Raw genomic sequence first — 15,766 nt, 5'->3', positions numbered from 1 at the left:
ACCGTACGGTCAGATTCTGAGAGCCGTCTGAGAACCGGGCTCGTCCACGGCCGTCGCCGCGGGCTCCGCCGGACCCTCGATGCAGATCCGCGGCAGCCGGCGCTCCAGCCACCGGGGCAGCCACCAGTTCCAGTCGCCCACCATGTGCATCAGCGCCGGTACGAGCAGCGTCCGCAGGACGAAGGCGTCCAGCGCGACGGCGGCCGCCAGGCCGATGCCGAACATCGCGATCACACGGTCGCCACTGAGCACGAAGGCCAGGAAGACGGAGATCATGATGACCGCGGCGGAGTTGATCACACGGCTGGTCTCGGCGAGGCCGACCCGGACCGCCCGGCGGTTGTCACCGGTCTCGCGCCACTCCTCGTACATGCGGCTGACGAGGAAGACCTGGTAGTCCATGGAGAGCCCGAAGAGCACCGAGACCATGATCACCGGCAGGAAGGGCTCGATCGGGCCGGCCGCCCCGAGCCCCAGCAGCTCGCTCCCCCAGCCCCACTGGAAGATCGCGACCACGATGCCGAAGGACGAGGCGACGGCGACGACGTTCATGACCGCGGCCTTGAGCGGGATGCCGAAGCTGCGGAAAGCCAGCAGCAGGAGCAGGCAGCCCAGGCCGATGACGGAGCCCACGAAGAGCGGCAGCTTGCCGACGATCACCGAGGCGAAGTCCGCGTAGCCCGCGGTGACCCCGCCGACGTACACCTCCAGCGAGGTGCCGTCGGTGGCCTCGGGGATGACGTCCTCGCGCAGGTGGGTGACGAGCCGGTCGGTGGCCTGGTCCTGCGGGGAGGTGGTGGGGACGACGTCGATGACGTCCAGCCCGCTGCCGTGCTGCGCCTGCTCCATGTGCACCGCTGCGACGCCCTCGGTGCGCCCCAGGGCGACGGTGAGCTGCTCCAGGGCCGCGCGGTCGGCGGCGTCGCCCGACTTGGCGACCAGTTGCAGGGGGCCGTTGAAACCGGGCCCGAAGCCCTCGGAGAGCATGTCGTACGCCTGGCGGGTGGTGGTGCCCGCGGCGCTGTTGCCCTGGTCGGAGGCGCCCAGGTGGAGGGAGGTCGTGGGCAGGGCCAGGACGAGCATGACGACGGCGGCGACCGCGCCGAGGACCTTGGGGTGCCGTTCGACGAACGCGGACCAGCGGGCCGCGAACCCGGTCGGCAGCTCGGGCGACGGCCCGTGCTCGACGAGCCGGCGCCGCTCCCGGCGGCTGAGCGCCTTCATGCCGATCGTGCCCAGCAGCGCGGGCAGCAGCGTCACCGAGGCGGCGACGGTGAGGATCACGGTGAGGGAGGCGGCGATCGCGACGCCGTTGAGGAAGGACAGCCGCAGGATCAGCATGCCGAGCAGGGCCACGCAGACCGTGCCGCCGGCGAAGACCACCGCCCTGCCGGTCGTGGCGACCGCCTTCTCGGCGGCTTCCCGTACCGGCAGGCCCTGTTTCAGGCCCCTGCGGTGACGGGTGACGATGAACAGGGCGTAGTCGATGCCGACGCCCAGGCCGATGAGCAGGCCGAGCATCGGCGCGAAGTCGGCCACCCTGATCAGGTGGCCGAGCAGTTCGATCGCCATGTACGCGGTGCCCACGCTGACCAGCGCGGTGATAATCGGCATGAACATCGCGAACAGCGAACCGAAGGCCACCAGCAGGACCACGGCGGCGACGGCGACGCCCACGACCTCGCTCATGTGCCCGCCGCCGCCCTCGGTGAGCGCGATGGCGCCACCGCCGAGGGCGACCTGGGTGTTGCCGTCGGCCGCCGCCCTGGCCGTGTCGACGACCTTCTGCACCTGGTCGGCGTGCAGGTCGTCCGAGGGCCTGTCGAACATCACGGTCGCGTAGGCGGTGTGCCCGTCCTCGCTGATCTGCGGGGCGCCCTCGGCGCCGTAGGGGCTGGTCACCGAGGCGACCCCGGGAAGTGCGGCCACCTCGTCCAGCGCGCCGGTGAGCCGCTCCCTGACGGACGCGACGCCCACGGTGCCCTTGTCGGTGTGCCAGACGATCGTGTCGCTGTCCCCGGCAGAGCCGGGGAAGGCCTCCTTCAGCAGGGCGGTGGCCTTGCTGGAGTCGGTGCCCTTGATGTCGTAGTCGTTGGAGTAGGCGGATCCGGCGAGCAGGGCGGCCGTGGACAGACCGAGGAGGGCGACGAGCCACAGCAGGACGACGGCGAGACGGCGGTTGAGGCACCAGCGGGCGAGTGCAGCCATTGCTCTCCCTGGGGTTGCGCGGATCTTTCAGGCCGGGGAAGAGCCCGCAAAGAAGACACCACGTACGTCACCGACTGAAGCAGGAAGAAGAGATCGTTGGCCGCTTTCGTGCGGTTAATCACATACGGCGCGGGGAATTTATGCCGCCCTTACAAGCGGCGGACCTGCGACGACGCGGAAGGGGCGGGCCCCCTGACCGGGAGCCCGCCCCTTGTGCGCCGTACGCCTGCCGGCCGCGCCGGATCAGCCCTGGACGCCCAGCTTCTCCAGCACGAGCTCGCGCACGCGCTTGGCGTCGGCCTGACCGCGGGTGATCTTCATCACGGCGCCGATGAGCGCGCCCGCGGCCGCCAGGTTGCCGCCACGGATCTTGTCCGCGACGGCGGCGTTGGCCGCGATGGCCTCGTCGACGGCCGCGCCGAGCGCGCCCTCGTCCGAGACGACCTTCAGGCCGCGCTTCTCGACGACCTCGTCCGGCTCGCCCTCGCCGTCCAGCACGCCCTCGATGACCTGGCGGGCCAGCTTGTCGTTGAGCGAGCCCTCGGCCACCAGCGCCGCCACCCGGGCCACCTGGGCCGGGGTGATGGGCAGGGCGGTCAGTTCCACGCCGTCCTCGTTGGAGCGGCGGGCGAGCTCGCCCATCCACCACTTGCGGGCGGAGGCCGAGTCGGCGCCGGCCTCGATGGTGGCGACGATCGGGTCGATCGCACCGGCGTTGAGCACCGACTGCATCTCGTGGTCGGAGATGCCCCACTCCTGCTGCAGACGCCCCCGGCGCACCCGCGGGAGCTCCGGCAGGCCCGCCCGCAGCTCCTCGACCCACTCACGGGCCGGGGCGACCGGGACGAGGTCGGGCTCCGGGAAGTACCGGTAGTCCTCCGCCTCCTCCTTGATGCGGCCGGAGGTGGTGGAGCCGGTGTCCTCGTGGAAGTGCCGGGTCTCCTGGACGATCGTGCCGCCGGAGCCGAGCACGGCCGCGTGGCGCTGGATCTCGAAGCGGACGGCCCGCTCGACGCTGCGCAGCGAGTTGACGTTCTTGGTCTCGCTGCGGGTGCCGAACTTCTCCCGGCCGATGGGGCGCAGCGACAGGTTGACGTCGCAGCGCATCTGGCCCATCTCCATGCGGGCCTCGGAGACGCCCAGCGCCTTGATCAGCTCGCGCAGTTCGGTCACGTACGCCTTGGCGACCTCGGGCGCGCGCTCGCCGGCGCCCTCGATCGGCTTGGTGACGATCTCGATCAGCGGGATGCCGGCCCGGTTGTAGTCCAGCAGCGAGTGCGAGGCGCCGTGGATGCGGCCGGTGGCGCCGCCCACGTGGGTCGACTTGCCGGTGTCCTCCTCCATGTGGGCGCGCTCGATCTCCACGCGGAAGACCTCGCCGTCCTCCAGCTGCACGTCGAGGTAGCCGTTGAAGGCGATCGGCTCGTCGTACTGGGAGGTCTGGAAGTTCTTCGGCATGTCCGGGTAGAAGTAGTTCTTCCGGGCGAAGCGGCACCACTGCGCGATCTCGCAGTTGAGCGCGAGGCCGATCTTGATGGCGGACTCGACGCCGGTCGCGTTGACGGCCGGCAGAGCGCCGGGCAGGCCCAGGCACACCGGGCACACCTGGCTGTTCGGTTCGGCGCCCAGGGTGGTCGAGCAGCCGCAGAACATCTTCGTCTTGGTGCCGAGCTCGACGTGGACCTCGAGGCCCATCACCGGGTCATAGGACGCGAGCGCGTCCTCGTACGACACCAGGTCCGTGACGGTCACAGTCTTGATACCTCTCAGTTCCCCGTCAGGATGACAACACGTCGTCGTCGCCGAGCCGGCGCAGCTGGCGGAGCAGCAGGGCGACGCCCGTGGCGATCGCCGCGGCGCTGACCACCGCGTCGATCAGCAGCAGCGTGTCGCTGTCCGCGCGCCCCCGCTTCATCTGCCGTGCCACACCGACCGCGCCGAAGAGCGTCGTGCCGATCGACAGGTAGGTGCCGGACTTGCTCTTCTTGAAGCCCTTGGCCTTCTCGAGCTTGCTCACAGGATCGGTGCCTCCTCCAGCAGCGGGTGCCCCCAGCGTGCGGTGAACGCCGCTTCGACGGCCGCACCGACACGGTAGAGCCGGTCGTCGGCCATGGCCGGGGCGATGATCTGCAGACCGACCGGGAGCCCGTCCTCGGACGCGAGGCCGCAGGGCACGGACATGGCGGCGTTGCCGGCCAGGTTGGCCGGGATGGTGCACAGGTCGGCGAGGTACATCGCCATCGGGTCGTCCACGCGCTCGCCGATGGGGAACGCGGTGGTGGGGGTGGTCGGCGAGATCACCACGTCGACCTGCTGGAAGGAGCGCTCGAAGTCCCGCGAGATCAGGGTGCGGACCTTCTGGGCGCTGCCGTAGTACGCGTCGTAGTAACCGGAGCTGAGCGCGTACGTGCCGAGCATGATGCGGCGCTTGACCTCGGGGCCGAAGCCGGCCTCGCGGGTGAGGGCGGTGACGTCCTCGGCGCTGCGGGTGCCGTCGTCGCCGACCCGCAGGCCGTAGCGCAGGCCGTCGAACCGGGCCAGGTTGGACGAGCACTCGGACGGCGCGATCAGGTAGTACGCGGCGAGCGCGTACTCGAAGGACGGGCAGGACAGCTCGACGACCTCGGCGCCGAGCTCGCGCAGCAGCTCGACGGACTCGTTGAACCGCTCCATCACACCGGGCTGGTAGCCCTCGCCCGCGAACTCCTTGATGACGCCGACCCGCAGGCCCTTGACGTCGCCGTTGCGCGCGGCCTCGACGACCGGCGGGACGGGGGCGTCGATGGAGGTGGAGTCCATCGGGTCGTAGCCCGCGATGACCTCGTGCAGCAGCGCCGCGTCCAGCACCGTGCGGGCGCAGGGCCCGCCCTGGTCCAGCGAGGAGCTGAAGGCGACCATGCCGTAGCGGGAGACCCCGCCGTAGGTCGGCTTGACGCCGACCGTGCCGGTGACGGCGGCCGGCTGGCGGATGGAGCCGCCGGTGTCCGTGCCGATGGCCAGCGGCGCCTGGAAGGAGGCCAGGGCCGCGGAGGAACCGCCGCCCGAGCCGCCGGGGATGCGGGTGAGGTCCCACGGGTTGCCGGTGGGGCCGTAGGCGCTGTTCTCGGTGGAGGACCCCATGGCGAACTCGTCCATGTTGGTCTTGCCGAGGATGACGATGCCGGCCTGCTTGAGGCGGGCGGTCAGCGTCGCGTCGTACGGCGGGATCCAGCCTTCGAGGATCTTGGAGCCGACGGTCGTCGGGATGCCCTTGGTGGTGAAGATGTCCTTCAGCGCCAGCGGGACGCCCGCGAGCGGGCCGAGCTTCTCGCCCGCGGCGCGCTTGTCGTCGACGGCCTTGGCGGCCTTCAGGGCGCCCTCGGTGTCGACGTGCAGGAAGGCGTGGACCTTCTCGTCGACGGCGCCGATGCGGTCCAGATGGGCCTGGGCGACCTCGACGGCGGACGTCTCGCCGGAGGCGACGGCGGCCGCGGTCTGCGCGGCGGTGAGCCTGGTCAGATCGGTCATCGTGATCAGTCCTCCCCCAGGATCTGCGGCACCTTGAAGCGCTGCTGCTCCTCGGCGGGGGCGCCGGACAGCGCCTCGGCCGGGGTCAGGCTGGGCCGGACCTCGTCGGGGCGCATGACATTGGTCAGCGGCAGCGGGTGGGAGGTCGGCGGTACGTCCTCGCCGGCCACCTCGGAGACGCGGGCGACCGCGCCGATGATGGCGTCGAGCTGTCCGGCGAAGTGGTCGAGCTCTTCGTCCTTCAGCTCCAGACGCGACAGCCGGCCGAGGTGGGCGACCTCCTCGCGCGTGATGCCTGGCATGCAGCGATCCTCTGGGGGTGAGTTTGGTCTTTTCCCGCCCAATCCTATGGGCGCGGGCGCCCCGGGGGCGAAACGGTTTGCGCTGCGCCCGGCCGGGGGCCGCCGGACGCGCCGCCCGCGGGCTGCGGTGCCCCTGGGGCGGGTGGGGCCGGCGGGGCGTCCGCGGCCCCGGCGCGGCGGGTGCGGGCCCGCTGGTCGAAGGCCCGCAAACGTTACTGCGCGTCGGGGACGGCGGCCCGCTCCTTGGCGGCCTCCAGCTCCGCCGGACGGCGCCATCCGGCACGCCCGCGCAGCCGCAGCCAGGCCGTGGTCTCCTCCGGGGGCATCGCTGCGGCGACCAGCCAGCCCTGGATCGCGTCGCAGCCGAGGTCCCGCAGGCGCTCCCACGTCTCGTCGTCCTCGACGCCCTCCGCCACGACGAGGAGGCCGAGGGAGTGGGCGAGGTCGACCGTGCAGCGCACGATCTCCGCGTCCTCGGCGTCGACGGACAGCCGCGCGACGAACGAGCGGTCGATCTTCAGCTCGCTCACCGGCAGCCGCCGCAGGTGGACCAGCGAGGAGTACCCGGTGCCGAAGTCGTCCAGCGACATCTTCACCCCGTGCCCGGTCAGCCCGGCCATGGTGTCGGCGGCGCGCTGCGGGTCCTCCAGCAGCACGTGCTCGGTGATCTCCAGCTGCAGCGCCCCCGGCGGGACCCCGTGGCGGGCCAGGCGCGCGGCGACGGCCCCGGCGAAACCGGGCGAGTGGACGTCGCGCGGCGAGACGTTGACCGCGACGGGGACGTCGAGGCCCATCGCCCGCCACCGGGCGACCTGCCCGAGGGCGGTCTCCAGGACGTACTCGGTGAGCTGCGGCATCAGCCCGGAGGTCTCGGCGATCGCGATGAACTCCTCGGGGCTCACCCGGCCGCGCTCGGGGTGCACCCAGCGGACCAGCGCCTCCAGGCCCGCGACCTGTCCGTCGAAGCGGACCTTCGGCTGGTAGTGCAGCTCGACCTCACCGCGGTCCAGTGCCCGGCGCAGGTCGCCGAGGAGGCCCAGCCGGTCGGGCGTGTTGCCGTCGCGGGAGGACTCGTAGACCTCGACCCCGCTGCGGTCACGTTTCGCCTGGTACATCGCGACGTCGGCGCGGCGCAGCAGGCCCTCGGCGTCACCGGCGTGATCGGGGTAGACGGCGACCCCGGCGCTGGCCTCGAGCACCAGGGTCAGGCCGTCGAGGCTTAACGGCGAGCTCAGCGCGGCGACCAGGGCCCTGGCGATGCGCTGGGCGCGGGTCGGCGCGTCGCAGGTGGGGAGCAGGACGGCGAACTCGTCGCCGCCGAGCCGGGCGACCTCGGCGCCGCGCGGCAGGGCCAGCCGCAGACGGTCCGCGATCTGCACCAGCAGCCGGTCGCCGGCCATGTGGCCCAGGGTGTCGTTGACGGAGCGGAACTTGTCCAGGTCGATCAGGACCAGGGCGGCGCGCTCGCCGCTGCGGGCGGCGTCGTCGAGCGCGGTCCAGGTGCGCTCCAGCAGCCACTGACGGTTGGGCAGTCCGGTGAGGGGGTCGCGCAGTTGTTCCTCGGCGCGGGCGTGGGCGATCCAGAGGGTGGAGTCGAGCGCGATCAGGGGCACGGCGAACAGCGGGAGCAGCAGGGGCAGATCGGCCGCGACGATGATGATCAGCGGGGAGATGCCGAGCAGTGCGACGCCGACGAAGCCCTGGCGTATCAGGGCGGTGCGGGCCACGGTGGGCAGGGCTCCGGCGCGCGGCACGATCGCGTACCACAGGAGCGTGCGCGTCGCAGCCAGGTAGCCGAGTGCGGCGGCGAGCACCGAGGGGATGGCGGCCATCCCCCAAGTGGCGGGTTGCCAGGGCTGTTCGACGGACGGGTGGTTCCCGAAGGCGGACAGCGCGAGCGAGGCCGCGCCGATGCCGAGGATGTCCACGGCGCCGTGCAGCAGCGCCTCCCGCCAGCGGTGCCGGCGGGCCGCGCCGACCAGGACGACGACGGCCAGGCTGACCAGCACCGCGGGCACCCAGCCGTAGAGCAGCAGCATGGCGAGGGTCAGGGCGGCACCGGAGCCGGTGCCGCCCCACCAGCGGTCCCGGCCCATGGCGACCAGGTGGCCGACGATGATGCCGGTGAGCACGGCGAACGCCCAGCCGACGTCCCCGCCGGGGAAGAAGGCGTTGCCGTCCACGAGTATCCGGACCACGCCCACGACCAGGGCCGCGGCGGCAGCGCCCACGACCGAGTACCTGAGTGCCGCCGCGGGCAGCACCGGCGCGGCCGGCCCGAGCAGCCGCTGCGCCGGTCCGGCGCTGTCCGTCGGTTCCATGCCCGTACCCTCTCGCAGCCGCGTGTGCCGTTCCACCACACGCCCGTGCCCGCGGGATTGACCACCGGGCTGCTGGAGGGCCCATGCCCGGAAGGCGCGCCTCTCAACAGTAGGCCGATAAAGGCTGTCACGGGCACCGATCGGCTGCTGTTGCCCGAATGGATCCCACCCTCCCGGATCGTTCCACTATGGGCCGAAAGGGTGATGATGGGCTGTCAGCCCTCCGGGTTCACGGTGGCCTCCCGGGCCGCGTCGGCGCCCTGTCCGAGCAGGACGGCGAAGCCGTCCTCGTCCAGGATCGGCACCTTCAGCTGCACCGCCTTGTCGTACTTGGAGCCCGGGCTGTCGCCGACGACCACGAAGTCGGTCTTCTTGGAGACCGATCCGGTGACCTTGGCCCCGCGGCTCACGAGGGCCTCCGTCGCGCCGTCCCGGGTGTGGGTGGCGAGGGTGCCGGTGACGACGACGGTGAGGCCCTCCAGCGGGCGCGGCCCCTCGTCGGAGCCCTCCTCGGTGAACCGGACGCCCGCGGCCCTCCACTTGCGCAGGATCTCGCGGTGCCACTCCTCCTCGTACCACTGCTTGAGGGAGGCCGCGATGATCCCGCCGACGCCGTCGACACCTGCCAGGCGCTCCTCGTCGGCGGCGAAGACGGCGTCCAGGTCGCGGAACTCGCGGGCGAGGGCCTCGGCGGCGACCGGGCCGACGTGACGGATCGACAGTCCCGTGATGACGCGGGCGAGCGGCTGCTCCTTGGCCTTCTGGATGTTCTCCAGCATGGCGACGGCGTTCTTCTTCAGCTCCCCCTGCTGGTTGGCGAAGACCGAGACGACCTTCTCCTCGCCGGTCGCGGGGTCGCGCTTGGGCAGGCCGCTGTTCTGGTCGAGGACGTGGGCGCGGATGGGCAGCAGGTCCTCGGGCGTGAGGTCGAACAGGTCGCCCTCGTCACGCAGCGGCGGCTCGGCGGGCTCCAGCGGCCCGGTGAGCGCGGCGGCGGCGACGTAGCCGAAGTTCTCGATGTCCAGGCACTTGCGACCGGTCAGATAGAACACCCGTTCCCGGATCTGCGCCGGGCAGCCCCGCGCGTTGGGGCAGCGCAGGTCGATGTCGCCCTCCTTCATGGGGCGCAGCGCAGTGCCGCAGGAGGGGCACTGCGCGGGCATCACGAACTCGCGCTCGCTGCCGTCCCGCAGGTCGACGACGGGGCCGAGGATCTCGGGGATGACGTCACCGGCCTTGCGCAGCACGACGGTGTCGCCGATCAGCACGCCCTTGGCCTTGACCACGTCCTGGTTGTGCAGGGTGGCGAACTCGACCTCCGAGCCGGCGACCGTGACCGGCTCGACCACCGCGTACGGCGTCACCCGGCCCGTGCGGCCGACGCCGACCCGGATGTCGACCAGCTTGGTGTTGACCTCCTCGGGCGCGTACTTCCACGCGATGGCCCAGCGCGGCGCGCGGGCGGTGGAGCCGAGCCGGCCCTGCAGCGGGATCTCGTCGACCTTGACGACGATGCCGTCGATCTCGTGCTCGACGTCGTGGCGGTGCTCGCCGTAGTAGGCGATGGCCTCCTTGACCTCGGCGAGCGTGCCGACCACGCGGGCGTACCTGGTGGTGGGCAGGCCCCACTCGTGCAGCAGCTCGTAGGCGTGCGACTGGCAGTCGATGGTGAAGCCCTCACGGGCGCCGATCCCGTGCACCACCATGTGCAGCGGGCGGCTCGCGGTCACCCGGGGGTCCTTCTGCCGCAGGGAGCCGGCGGCGGCGTTGCGCGGGTTGGCGAAGGGCTTGTCGCCGGCCTCGACCAGACGGGCGTTGAGCTCCTCGAACTTCTCCATCGGGAAGAAGACCTCGCCGCGGATCTCGACCAGCGCGGGGACGCGCTCCCCCGCCAGCCGGTCCGGGATCTCGGCGATCGTACGGACGTTGGGCGTGATGTCCTCGCCGGTGCGGCCGTCACCGCGCGTGGCGCCGCGCACCAGACGGCCGTTCTCGTACGTGAGGTTGACGGCGAGTCCGTCGACCTTCAACTCGCACAGGAAGTGGTAGGTGCCGCCCTCGCCCGCCGGGGGGCCCAGCTCCGCGGCGAGGCGTTCGGCCCAGGCGTTCAGCTCCTCCTCGGTGAAGGCGTTGTCGAGGGAGAGCATGCGCTCGCGGTGCTCGACGGAGGTGAACTCCGTCGCGTACGCGCCGGCGACCTTCTGGGTCGGCGAGTCCGGCGTGCGCAGCGAGGGGTGCTCGTCCTCCAGCGCCTCCAGCCGCCGCAGCAGCTTGTCGAAGTCGGCGTCGCTGACGACCGGCTGGTCCTTGACGTAGTAGCGGAAGCGGTGCTCCTCGACCTGCTCGGCCAGGGAGGCGTGCAGCTCGCGCGCCTTCGCCGGCACGTCCTCGTTCCTGGCGCCCTCGGGGATCACGGAGTCCTCCACGTCCACGTCCTTCCTCATCCCATCCTCACTCAGGGTTGTCGACGAGCGAGCGTGCCGCCTTCGCGCAGTGCACGAGCGCGGCACGGGCATAGGCCGGCGAGGCCCCGGCCAGACCGCAGGTCGGGGTCACCGCCACGGAGGTGCCCAGATCCCCCGGGGACAGCCCCAGCCTGCGCCACAGCGCCCGAACACCACTGACGCTACCCGCAGGGTCCGACAATGGGGCGTCGGTACCCGGGACGACACCGGTGAAGAGCGCGGTTCCCGCCTCCGCCGCCTCACCGAAGGCGTCCCAGTCACTCTCCGTGAGCAGCGAGAAATCGAACGACACCCCCGCCACCCCGGCCCTGCGCAGCAGCGCGAAGGGCACCTCCGGCGCGCAGGAGTGCGCGATCACGGGCACGCCGTCCCCACCCCCGACGGCCGCCATGACGTCCCGCAGCGCGCCCTCGACGACGCCCCGGTCCACCGCGCGGTGCGTGCGGTAGCCGCTGGCGGACCTGACCCGGCCCTGGAGCACGGCGGTGAGCGAGGGCTCGTCCAGCTGCAGCACGGGCCTCGCGCCGGGCACACGCCGGCGCACGTCCTCCAGGTGCAGCCGCAGTCCCTCGCCGAGCGAGGCGGCCAGGTCACGGCAGGCGCCCGGGTCGGAGAGCGCCGCCTCGCCGTTCTTCAGCTCGACGGAGGCCGCGAGCGTCCAGGGCCCGACCGCCTGGAGCTTCAGGGGGCCCTCGTAGCCCTGGGTGAACTCCTCCAGGGCGTCCAGGTCCTCCCCCAGCCACGCCCTGGCCCGGCGGGTGTCCCGGCCCGGGCGGTCGCCGAACCGCCATCCGCTGGGCTCCACGCGCGCGTACAGCTCGACGAGCATCCCGAGCGTGCGGCCGATCATGTCCGCGCCCGGGCCGCGCGCGGGCAGCTCCGGCAGGAACGGCAGCGCCTCCAGCGCCCCGGTCGCCGTCCGCGCCGCCTCGCGCGCGTCACCTCCCGGCATCGAACCCACACCGGTGGCCGCCCCTTGGGGCAGCCGGAACTTCGCTTCGGTCGCTTCCGTGCTCACCGGTGCAGCCTACGTCGGCGCGCCGGTCAGGCTCCCGGCCGGATCGTCAGGTCGTTGACCTCGGCGTCCCGCGGCAGGTCGACCGCCGTCAGGATCGCCGTCGCCACCGACTCGGGGGCGATCCAGCGCGAGGGGTCGTACGTCTTGCCCTCCTGCTGGTGCACCTTGGCCTGCATCGGCGTGGCGGTCCGGCCCGGGTAGACGGAGGTGACCCGCACCCCGTTCGCGTGCTCCTCGTGGCGCAGGGAGTCGGCGAGCGCCTTGAGGCCGTGCTTGCTGGCCGCGTAGGCGCCCCACTCCGCGTGCGCGTTGAGCCCGGCGCCGGAGTTGACGAAGACCACGTGCCCGCGGGAGAGCCGCAGTTGGGGCAGGACGAGGCGGGTCAGCTCGGCGGGGCCCACGAGGTTGGCGGCGAGCGTCCGGTTCCAGGTCTTCGGGGTCAGCTCGCCGACCTGCCCCAGGTCCACGACGCCCGCGATGTGCAGCAGGGAGTCCAGCCGGTCCGGCGGCGACTGGTGGCCCAGCGCCCAGGACAGCCGCTCCGGCTCCGCGAGGTCACCCACGAGGGTGCGCGCGCCCGGGAAGCGGTCGGCCAGCTCCTTGGCGCGTCCGGCGTTGCGGGCCAGCAGCCACAGTTCGTCGCCGCGGTCGAGGAGGCGCTGCGCCACGACGGCGCCGATGCCGGAGCCGGCGCCGGTGATCAGGTGAATCGACATGGGCTCCATGCTGTCATCCCCCGCGGCTCACACGATGCCGGCGTTCTCCTCCAGATAGGCGAGCGCCGAGACGCCGTCCTCGGCGAAGAACACCAGGTCGGTGAGGGGCAGCGGCAGGAAGCCCTCCTCGTCCATGCGCTGGAACTGCTCCTTGAGCCCGTCGTAGAAGCCCGCCGTGTTGAGCAGGACGACCGGCTTGGTGTGCAGCCCGTGCTTCTTCAGCTCCAGGATCTCGGTCGCCTCGTCCAGCGTGCCGGTGCCGCCCACCATGACCACCACGGCGTCCGCGCGGGCCAGCAGCTCCGCCTTGCGCTCGGCGAGGTCGGCCGCGATCACCATCTCGTCGGCGCCCTTGCGGGCCTTGGCCGCGAGGAACTCCACCGAGACCCCGACCAGGCGCCCGCCGTGCTCCTGCACCCCGTCCGCCATCACCTTCATCAGGCCCACGTCCGAGCCGCCCCACACCAGGGTGTGCCCGCCCTTGCCGATCAACTCGGCGAACTGGCGGGCGGGTTCGGTGTAGCGGGGCTCGAGGTCGGCGGCGGAGAGGAAGACGCAGATGTTCATGCGGGCCAGTCTCGCGCATGGCGCCGGGCGCCGGGCAGGGGGGCCGTTCCGCCCGTTCCGTACCCCGCGCCCGGTGCCGGGGCCGCTCAGGCGCTCGCGGTCGCCGGCCGGCTGCGCTCCGTCGTGGCGATCGTCCCCGAGCCGACGACGCGCGTGCCGTCGTAGAGCACGACCGCCTGGCCCGGCGCGACGCCGCGGACGGCCCCGCCGGTGAAGCGGACGCGCAGTTCGCCGCCGTCCAGCTCGGCGGTGACGGGCACGTCGTCGCCGTGGGCGCGCAGCTGCGCGGTGTACGCGCGCTGCCCGGCACCGTCGGGCGCGGTGCCGCACCAGCGCGGGCGGATGGCGGTCAGGGCCGTGACGTCCAGCGCCTCGGCCGGGCCGACGGTCACCGTGTTGTTCACCGGCGAGATGTCGAGCACGTAGCGCGGCTTGCCGTCGGCGGCGGGCACGCCCAGGCGCAGCCCCTTGCGCTGGCCCACGGTGTAGCCGTAGGCGCCGGAGTGGGTGCCCAGGCGGTTGCCGTCCTCGTCGAGGATGTCGCCGTCGGCGGTGCCCAGGCGCCGCGCGAGGAAGCCCTGGGTGTCGCCGTCGGCGATGAAGCAGATGTCGTGGCTGTCCGGCTTCTTCGCCACGGACAGACCGCGGCGGGCCGCCTCCGCCCGGATCTCGTCCTTGGTGGTGAGCGTGTCGCCGAGCGGGAACATGGCGTGCGCCAGCTGCCGCTCGTCGAGGACGCCGAGGACGTACGACTGGTCCTTGGCCGCGTCGGAGGCGCGGTGCAGCTCGCGGGAGCCGTCGGGGTTGGCCACGACGGTGGCGTAGTGGCCGGTGCACACGGCGTCGAAGCCGAGGGCGATCGCCTTGTCGAGCAGCGCGGCGAACTTGATCTTCTCGTTGCAGCGCAGGCAGGGGTTGGGCGTGCGGCCCGCGGCGTACTCGGCGACGAAGTCGTCGACGACGTCCGCGCGGAAGCGGTCGGCGAGGTCCCAGATGTAGAAGGGGATGCCGATGACGTCCGCGGCCCGGCGGGCGTCGTGGCTGTCCTCGATCGTGCAGCAGCCGCGGGCTCCGGTGCGGAACGACTGCGGGTTCGCGGAGAGGGCGAGGTGCACGCCCGTGACGTCGTGCCCCGCTTCGGCGGCGCGGGCGGCCGCCACGGCCGAGTCGACGCCACCGCTCATCGCGGCGAGCACGCGGAGGCGACGGCCGTCGCCAGGGCCTGTGGGTGCACCGGGGAAGTCAGTCATAGCGCCTCCTAGAGTACGGCGCCCCCGGGGCGTCCTGCGGGGCCGGTCTTCGTGAACGCGGGGCGAGCGGCCCGGCCTGCCCGCAGGCCGCCCGCCCTCAGGAGGCGCAACGGCGCGCGGGCCGCCGACGGACCGCCACCGCCGGCACCGCGAACGCACGGGCACGCAGCCGCCGACGGACCGGCGCACCGCACCACGGATGGTCCGCCGCGGGCGCTACATCAGGCCCGCGCTGCGGGCGCGGGCCACGGCGGGGGCGATCGCCTCGCCGAGGACCGAAACGTCCTCCGCGGTCGAGGTGTGCCCGAGGGAGAAGCGCAGGGAGCCCCGCGCGAGGTCGGGGTCGGCGCCCATGGCGAGGAGGACGTGGCTGGGCTGGGGGACGCCGGCGGTGCACGCGGACCCGGTGGAGCACTCGATGCCCTGGGCGTCGAGCAGCATCAGCAGGGAGTCCCCCTCGCACCCGGGGAAGGAGAAGTGGGCGCTGGCCGGGAGGCGGCCGCCGGGGGCGGGGTCGCCGTTGAGGATGGCCTCGGGGACGGCTTCGCGGACCCGGGCGACCAGGTCGTCGCGCAGGGCGCCGATCTCCCGGGCGAAGTCCTCGCGCCGCTGCGCGGCGAGCGTCCCGGCGACGGCGAACGCGGCGACCGCGGGGACGTCGAGCGTGCCGGAGCGTACGCCGCGCTCCTGGCCGCCGCCGTGGAGGACGGGGACCGGGCCGATCTCGCGCCGGAGCACCAGTGCCCCGACGCCGTACGGCCCGCCGACCTTGTGCCCGGTGACGGTCATCGCGTCGAGCCCGGAAGCCGCGAAGTCGACCTCGACCTGCCCGAGGGCCTGGACGGCGTCGGAGTGCAGCGGCACCTCGAACTCCCGGGCCACCTCGCTGAGTTCCGCCACCGGGAAGATCGTGCCGACCTCGTTGTTGGCCCACATCACCGTGGCGAGGGCCACATCGCCCGGGTCGCGGGCGATGGCCTCGCGCAGGGCCTCGGGGTGGACGCGGCCGTAGGCGTCGACCGGGAGCCATTCGACGCGGGCGCCCTCGTGCGTGGCGAGCCAGTCGACGGCGTCGAGGACGGCGTGGTGCTCGACGGGGCTGGCGAGGACCCGGGTGCGCCGGGGGTCGGCGTCGCGGCGGGCCCAGTACAGACCCTTGACCGCCAGGTTGTCGGCCTCGGTGCCGCCCGCGGTGAAGACGATCTCGCTGGGGCGGGCGCCGAGCGCGGCGGCCAGGGACTCCCGGGACTCCTCCACCGTGCGCCTGGCCCGGCGGCCGGCCGCGTGGAGGGAGGATGCGTTGCCCGTGACGGCGAGGTGCGCGGTCATCGCCTCGACGGCCTCGGGCAGCATCGGGGTCGTGGCGGCGTGGTCGAGGTAGGCCATGATGAGCGTGATTCTACGGGCGCCGC

At 72.8% G+C, this 15,766-nt stretch carries 12 protein-coding genes; all 12 read right to left on the bottom strand.

Annotated elements, in window-relative coordinates:
* Nucleotides 1–9 precede the first annotated feature (9 nt).
* The 12 genes from ACFYYN_RS40995 to ACFYYN_RS40940 all read right to left on the bottom strand — a co-directional run bounded on the left by ACFYYN_RS40995 (nucleotide 10) and on the right by ACFYYN_RS40940 (nucleotide 15,740).
* Nucleotides 10–2,208, bottom strand: a complete 2,199-nt coding sequence (locus tag ACFYYN_RS40995; RefSeq protein ID WP_500549856.1) for an MMPL family transporter — start codon at nucleotides 2,206–2,208, stop codon at nucleotides 10–12.
* Between the two features lie 243 nt (nucleotides 2,209–2,451).
* Nucleotides 2,452–3,960 carry an Asp-tRNA(Asn)/Glu-tRNA(Gln) amidotransferase subunit GatB gene (gene gatB / locus ACFYYN_RS40990; RefSeq protein WP_500549855.1) on the bottom strand — a complete coding sequence of 503 codons (1,509 nt, stop codon included), beginning with the start codon at nucleotides 3,958–3,960 and terminating at the stop codon, nucleotides 2,452–2,454.
* A 25-nt stretch (nucleotides 3,961–3,985) separates the two neighbouring features.
* A complete protein-coding gene (locus ACFYYN_RS40985; RefSeq protein WP_500366114.1) occupies nucleotides 3,986–4,225 on the bottom strand; it encodes a hypothetical protein in 240 nt (79 codons plus the stop codon).
* Nucleotides 4,222–5,715: an Asp-tRNA(Asn)/Glu-tRNA(Gln) amidotransferase subunit GatA gene (gene gatA / locus ACFYYN_RS40980; RefSeq protein ID WP_392608837.1), complete on the bottom strand. Its 1,494-nt coding sequence runs from the start codon at nucleotides 5,713–5,715 to the stop codon at nucleotides 4,222–4,224. The genes ACFYYN_RS40985 and gatA overlap by 4 nt, the downstream gene beginning before the upstream one ends.
* Before the next feature lie 5 nt (nucleotides 5,716–5,720).
* Complete coding sequence (gene gatC / locus ACFYYN_RS40975) at nucleotides 5,721–6,017, bottom strand: Asp-tRNA(Asn)/Glu-tRNA(Gln) amidotransferase subunit GatC (protein WP_500358990.1); 297 nt, start codon at nucleotides 6,015–6,017, stop codon at nucleotides 5,721–5,723.
* Nucleotides 6,018–6,229: 212 nt separating this feature from the next.
* Nucleotides 6,230–8,338, bottom strand: coding sequence for a putative bifunctional diguanylate cyclase/phosphodiesterase (locus ACFYYN_RS40970; RefSeq protein ID WP_500549854.1), 2,109 nt, complete (start codon nucleotides 8,336–8,338; stop codon nucleotides 6,230–6,232).
* A gap of 215 nt (nucleotides 8,339–8,553) precedes the next feature.
* Nucleotides 8,554–10,782: an NAD-dependent DNA ligase LigA gene (gene ligA / locus ACFYYN_RS40965; protein WP_500549853.1), complete on the bottom strand. Its 2,229-nt coding sequence runs from the start codon at nucleotides 10,780–10,782 to the stop codon at nucleotides 8,554–8,556.
* A 7-nt stretch (nucleotides 10,783–10,789) separates the two neighbouring features.
* On the bottom strand, nucleotides 10,790–11,821 hold the full coding sequence (locus ACFYYN_RS40960) for a methionine synthase (RefSeq protein ID WP_500549852.1): 1,032 nt from the start codon (nucleotides 11,819–11,821) through the stop codon (nucleotides 10,790–10,792).
* A 26-nt stretch (nucleotides 11,822–11,847) separates the two neighbouring features.
* The gene (locus ACFYYN_RS40955; protein WP_500330446.1) at nucleotides 11,848–12,537 is read right to left on the bottom strand and encodes an SDR family oxidoreductase; all 690 of its coding nucleotides are present in this window, start codon (nucleotides 12,535–12,537) and stop codon (nucleotides 11,848–11,850) included.
* A gap of 27 nt (nucleotides 12,538–12,564) precedes the next feature.
* On the bottom strand, nucleotides 12,565–13,104 hold the full coding sequence (locus ACFYYN_RS40950) for an LOG family protein (RefSeq protein ID WP_500330444.1): 540 nt from the start codon (nucleotides 13,102–13,104) through the stop codon (nucleotides 12,565–12,567).
* 86 nt (nucleotides 13,105–13,190) lie between these two features.
* Nucleotides 13,191–14,354, bottom strand: a complete 1,164-nt coding sequence (mnmA, locus tag ACFYYN_RS40945; protein ID WP_500549851.1) for a tRNA 2-thiouridine(34) synthase MnmA — start codon at nucleotides 14,352–14,354, stop codon at nucleotides 13,191–13,193.
* A gap of 216 nt (nucleotides 14,355–14,570) precedes the next feature.
* Nucleotides 14,571–15,740, bottom strand: coding sequence for a cysteine desulfurase family protein (locus ACFYYN_RS40940; RefSeq protein ID WP_500549850.1), 1,170 nt, complete (start codon nucleotides 15,738–15,740; stop codon nucleotides 14,571–14,573).
* Nucleotides 15,741–15,766 lie beyond the last annotated feature (26 nt).

Origin of the sequence: Streptomyces sp. NPDC001902 (genome assembly GCF_042891295.1) — a bacterium.
Classification (GTDB): Bacteria; Actinomycetota; Actinomycetes; order Streptomycetales; family Streptomycetaceae; genus Actinacidiphila.
Note: the sequence above shows the minus strand (reverse complement) of the source record. Positions and strands in the feature narration are given on the sequence as shown.

Coding starts and splice junctions, on each gene's coding strand:
- mnmA (WP_500549851.1), bottom strand. CDS start 14,354: ATGACTGACTTCCCCGGTGCACCCACAGGCCCTGGCGACGGCCGTCGC.
- ACFYYN_RS40995 (WP_500549856.1), bottom strand. CDS start 2,208: ATGGCTGCACTCGCCCGCTGGTGCCTCAACCGCCGTCTCGCCGTCGTC.
- ACFYYN_RS40940 (WP_500549850.1), bottom strand. CDS start 15,740: ATGGCCTACCTCGACCACGCCGCCACGACCCCGATGCTGCCCGAGGCC.
- ACFYYN_RS40970 (WP_500549854.1), bottom strand. CDS start 8,338: ATGGAACCGACGGACAGCGCCGGACCGGCGCAGCGGCTGCTCGGGCCG.
- ligA (WP_500549853.1), bottom strand. CDS start 10,782: ATGAGGAAGGACGTGGACGTGGAGGACTCCGTGATCCCCGAGGGCGCC.
- gatA (WP_392608837.1), bottom strand. CDS start 5,715: ATGACCGATCTGACCAGGCTCACCGCCGCGCAGACCGCGGCCGCCGTC.
- ACFYYN_RS40955 (WP_500330446.1), bottom strand. CDS start 12,537: ATGTCGATTCACCTGATCACCGGCGCCGGCTCCGGCATCGGCGCCGTC.
- ACFYYN_RS40950 (WP_500330444.1), bottom strand. CDS start 13,104: ATGAACATCTGCGTCTTCCTCTCCGCCGCCGACCTCGAGCCCCGCTAC.
- gatC (WP_500358990.1), bottom strand. CDS start 6,017: ATGCCAGGCATCACGCGCGAGGAGGTCGCCCACCTCGGCCGGCTGTCG.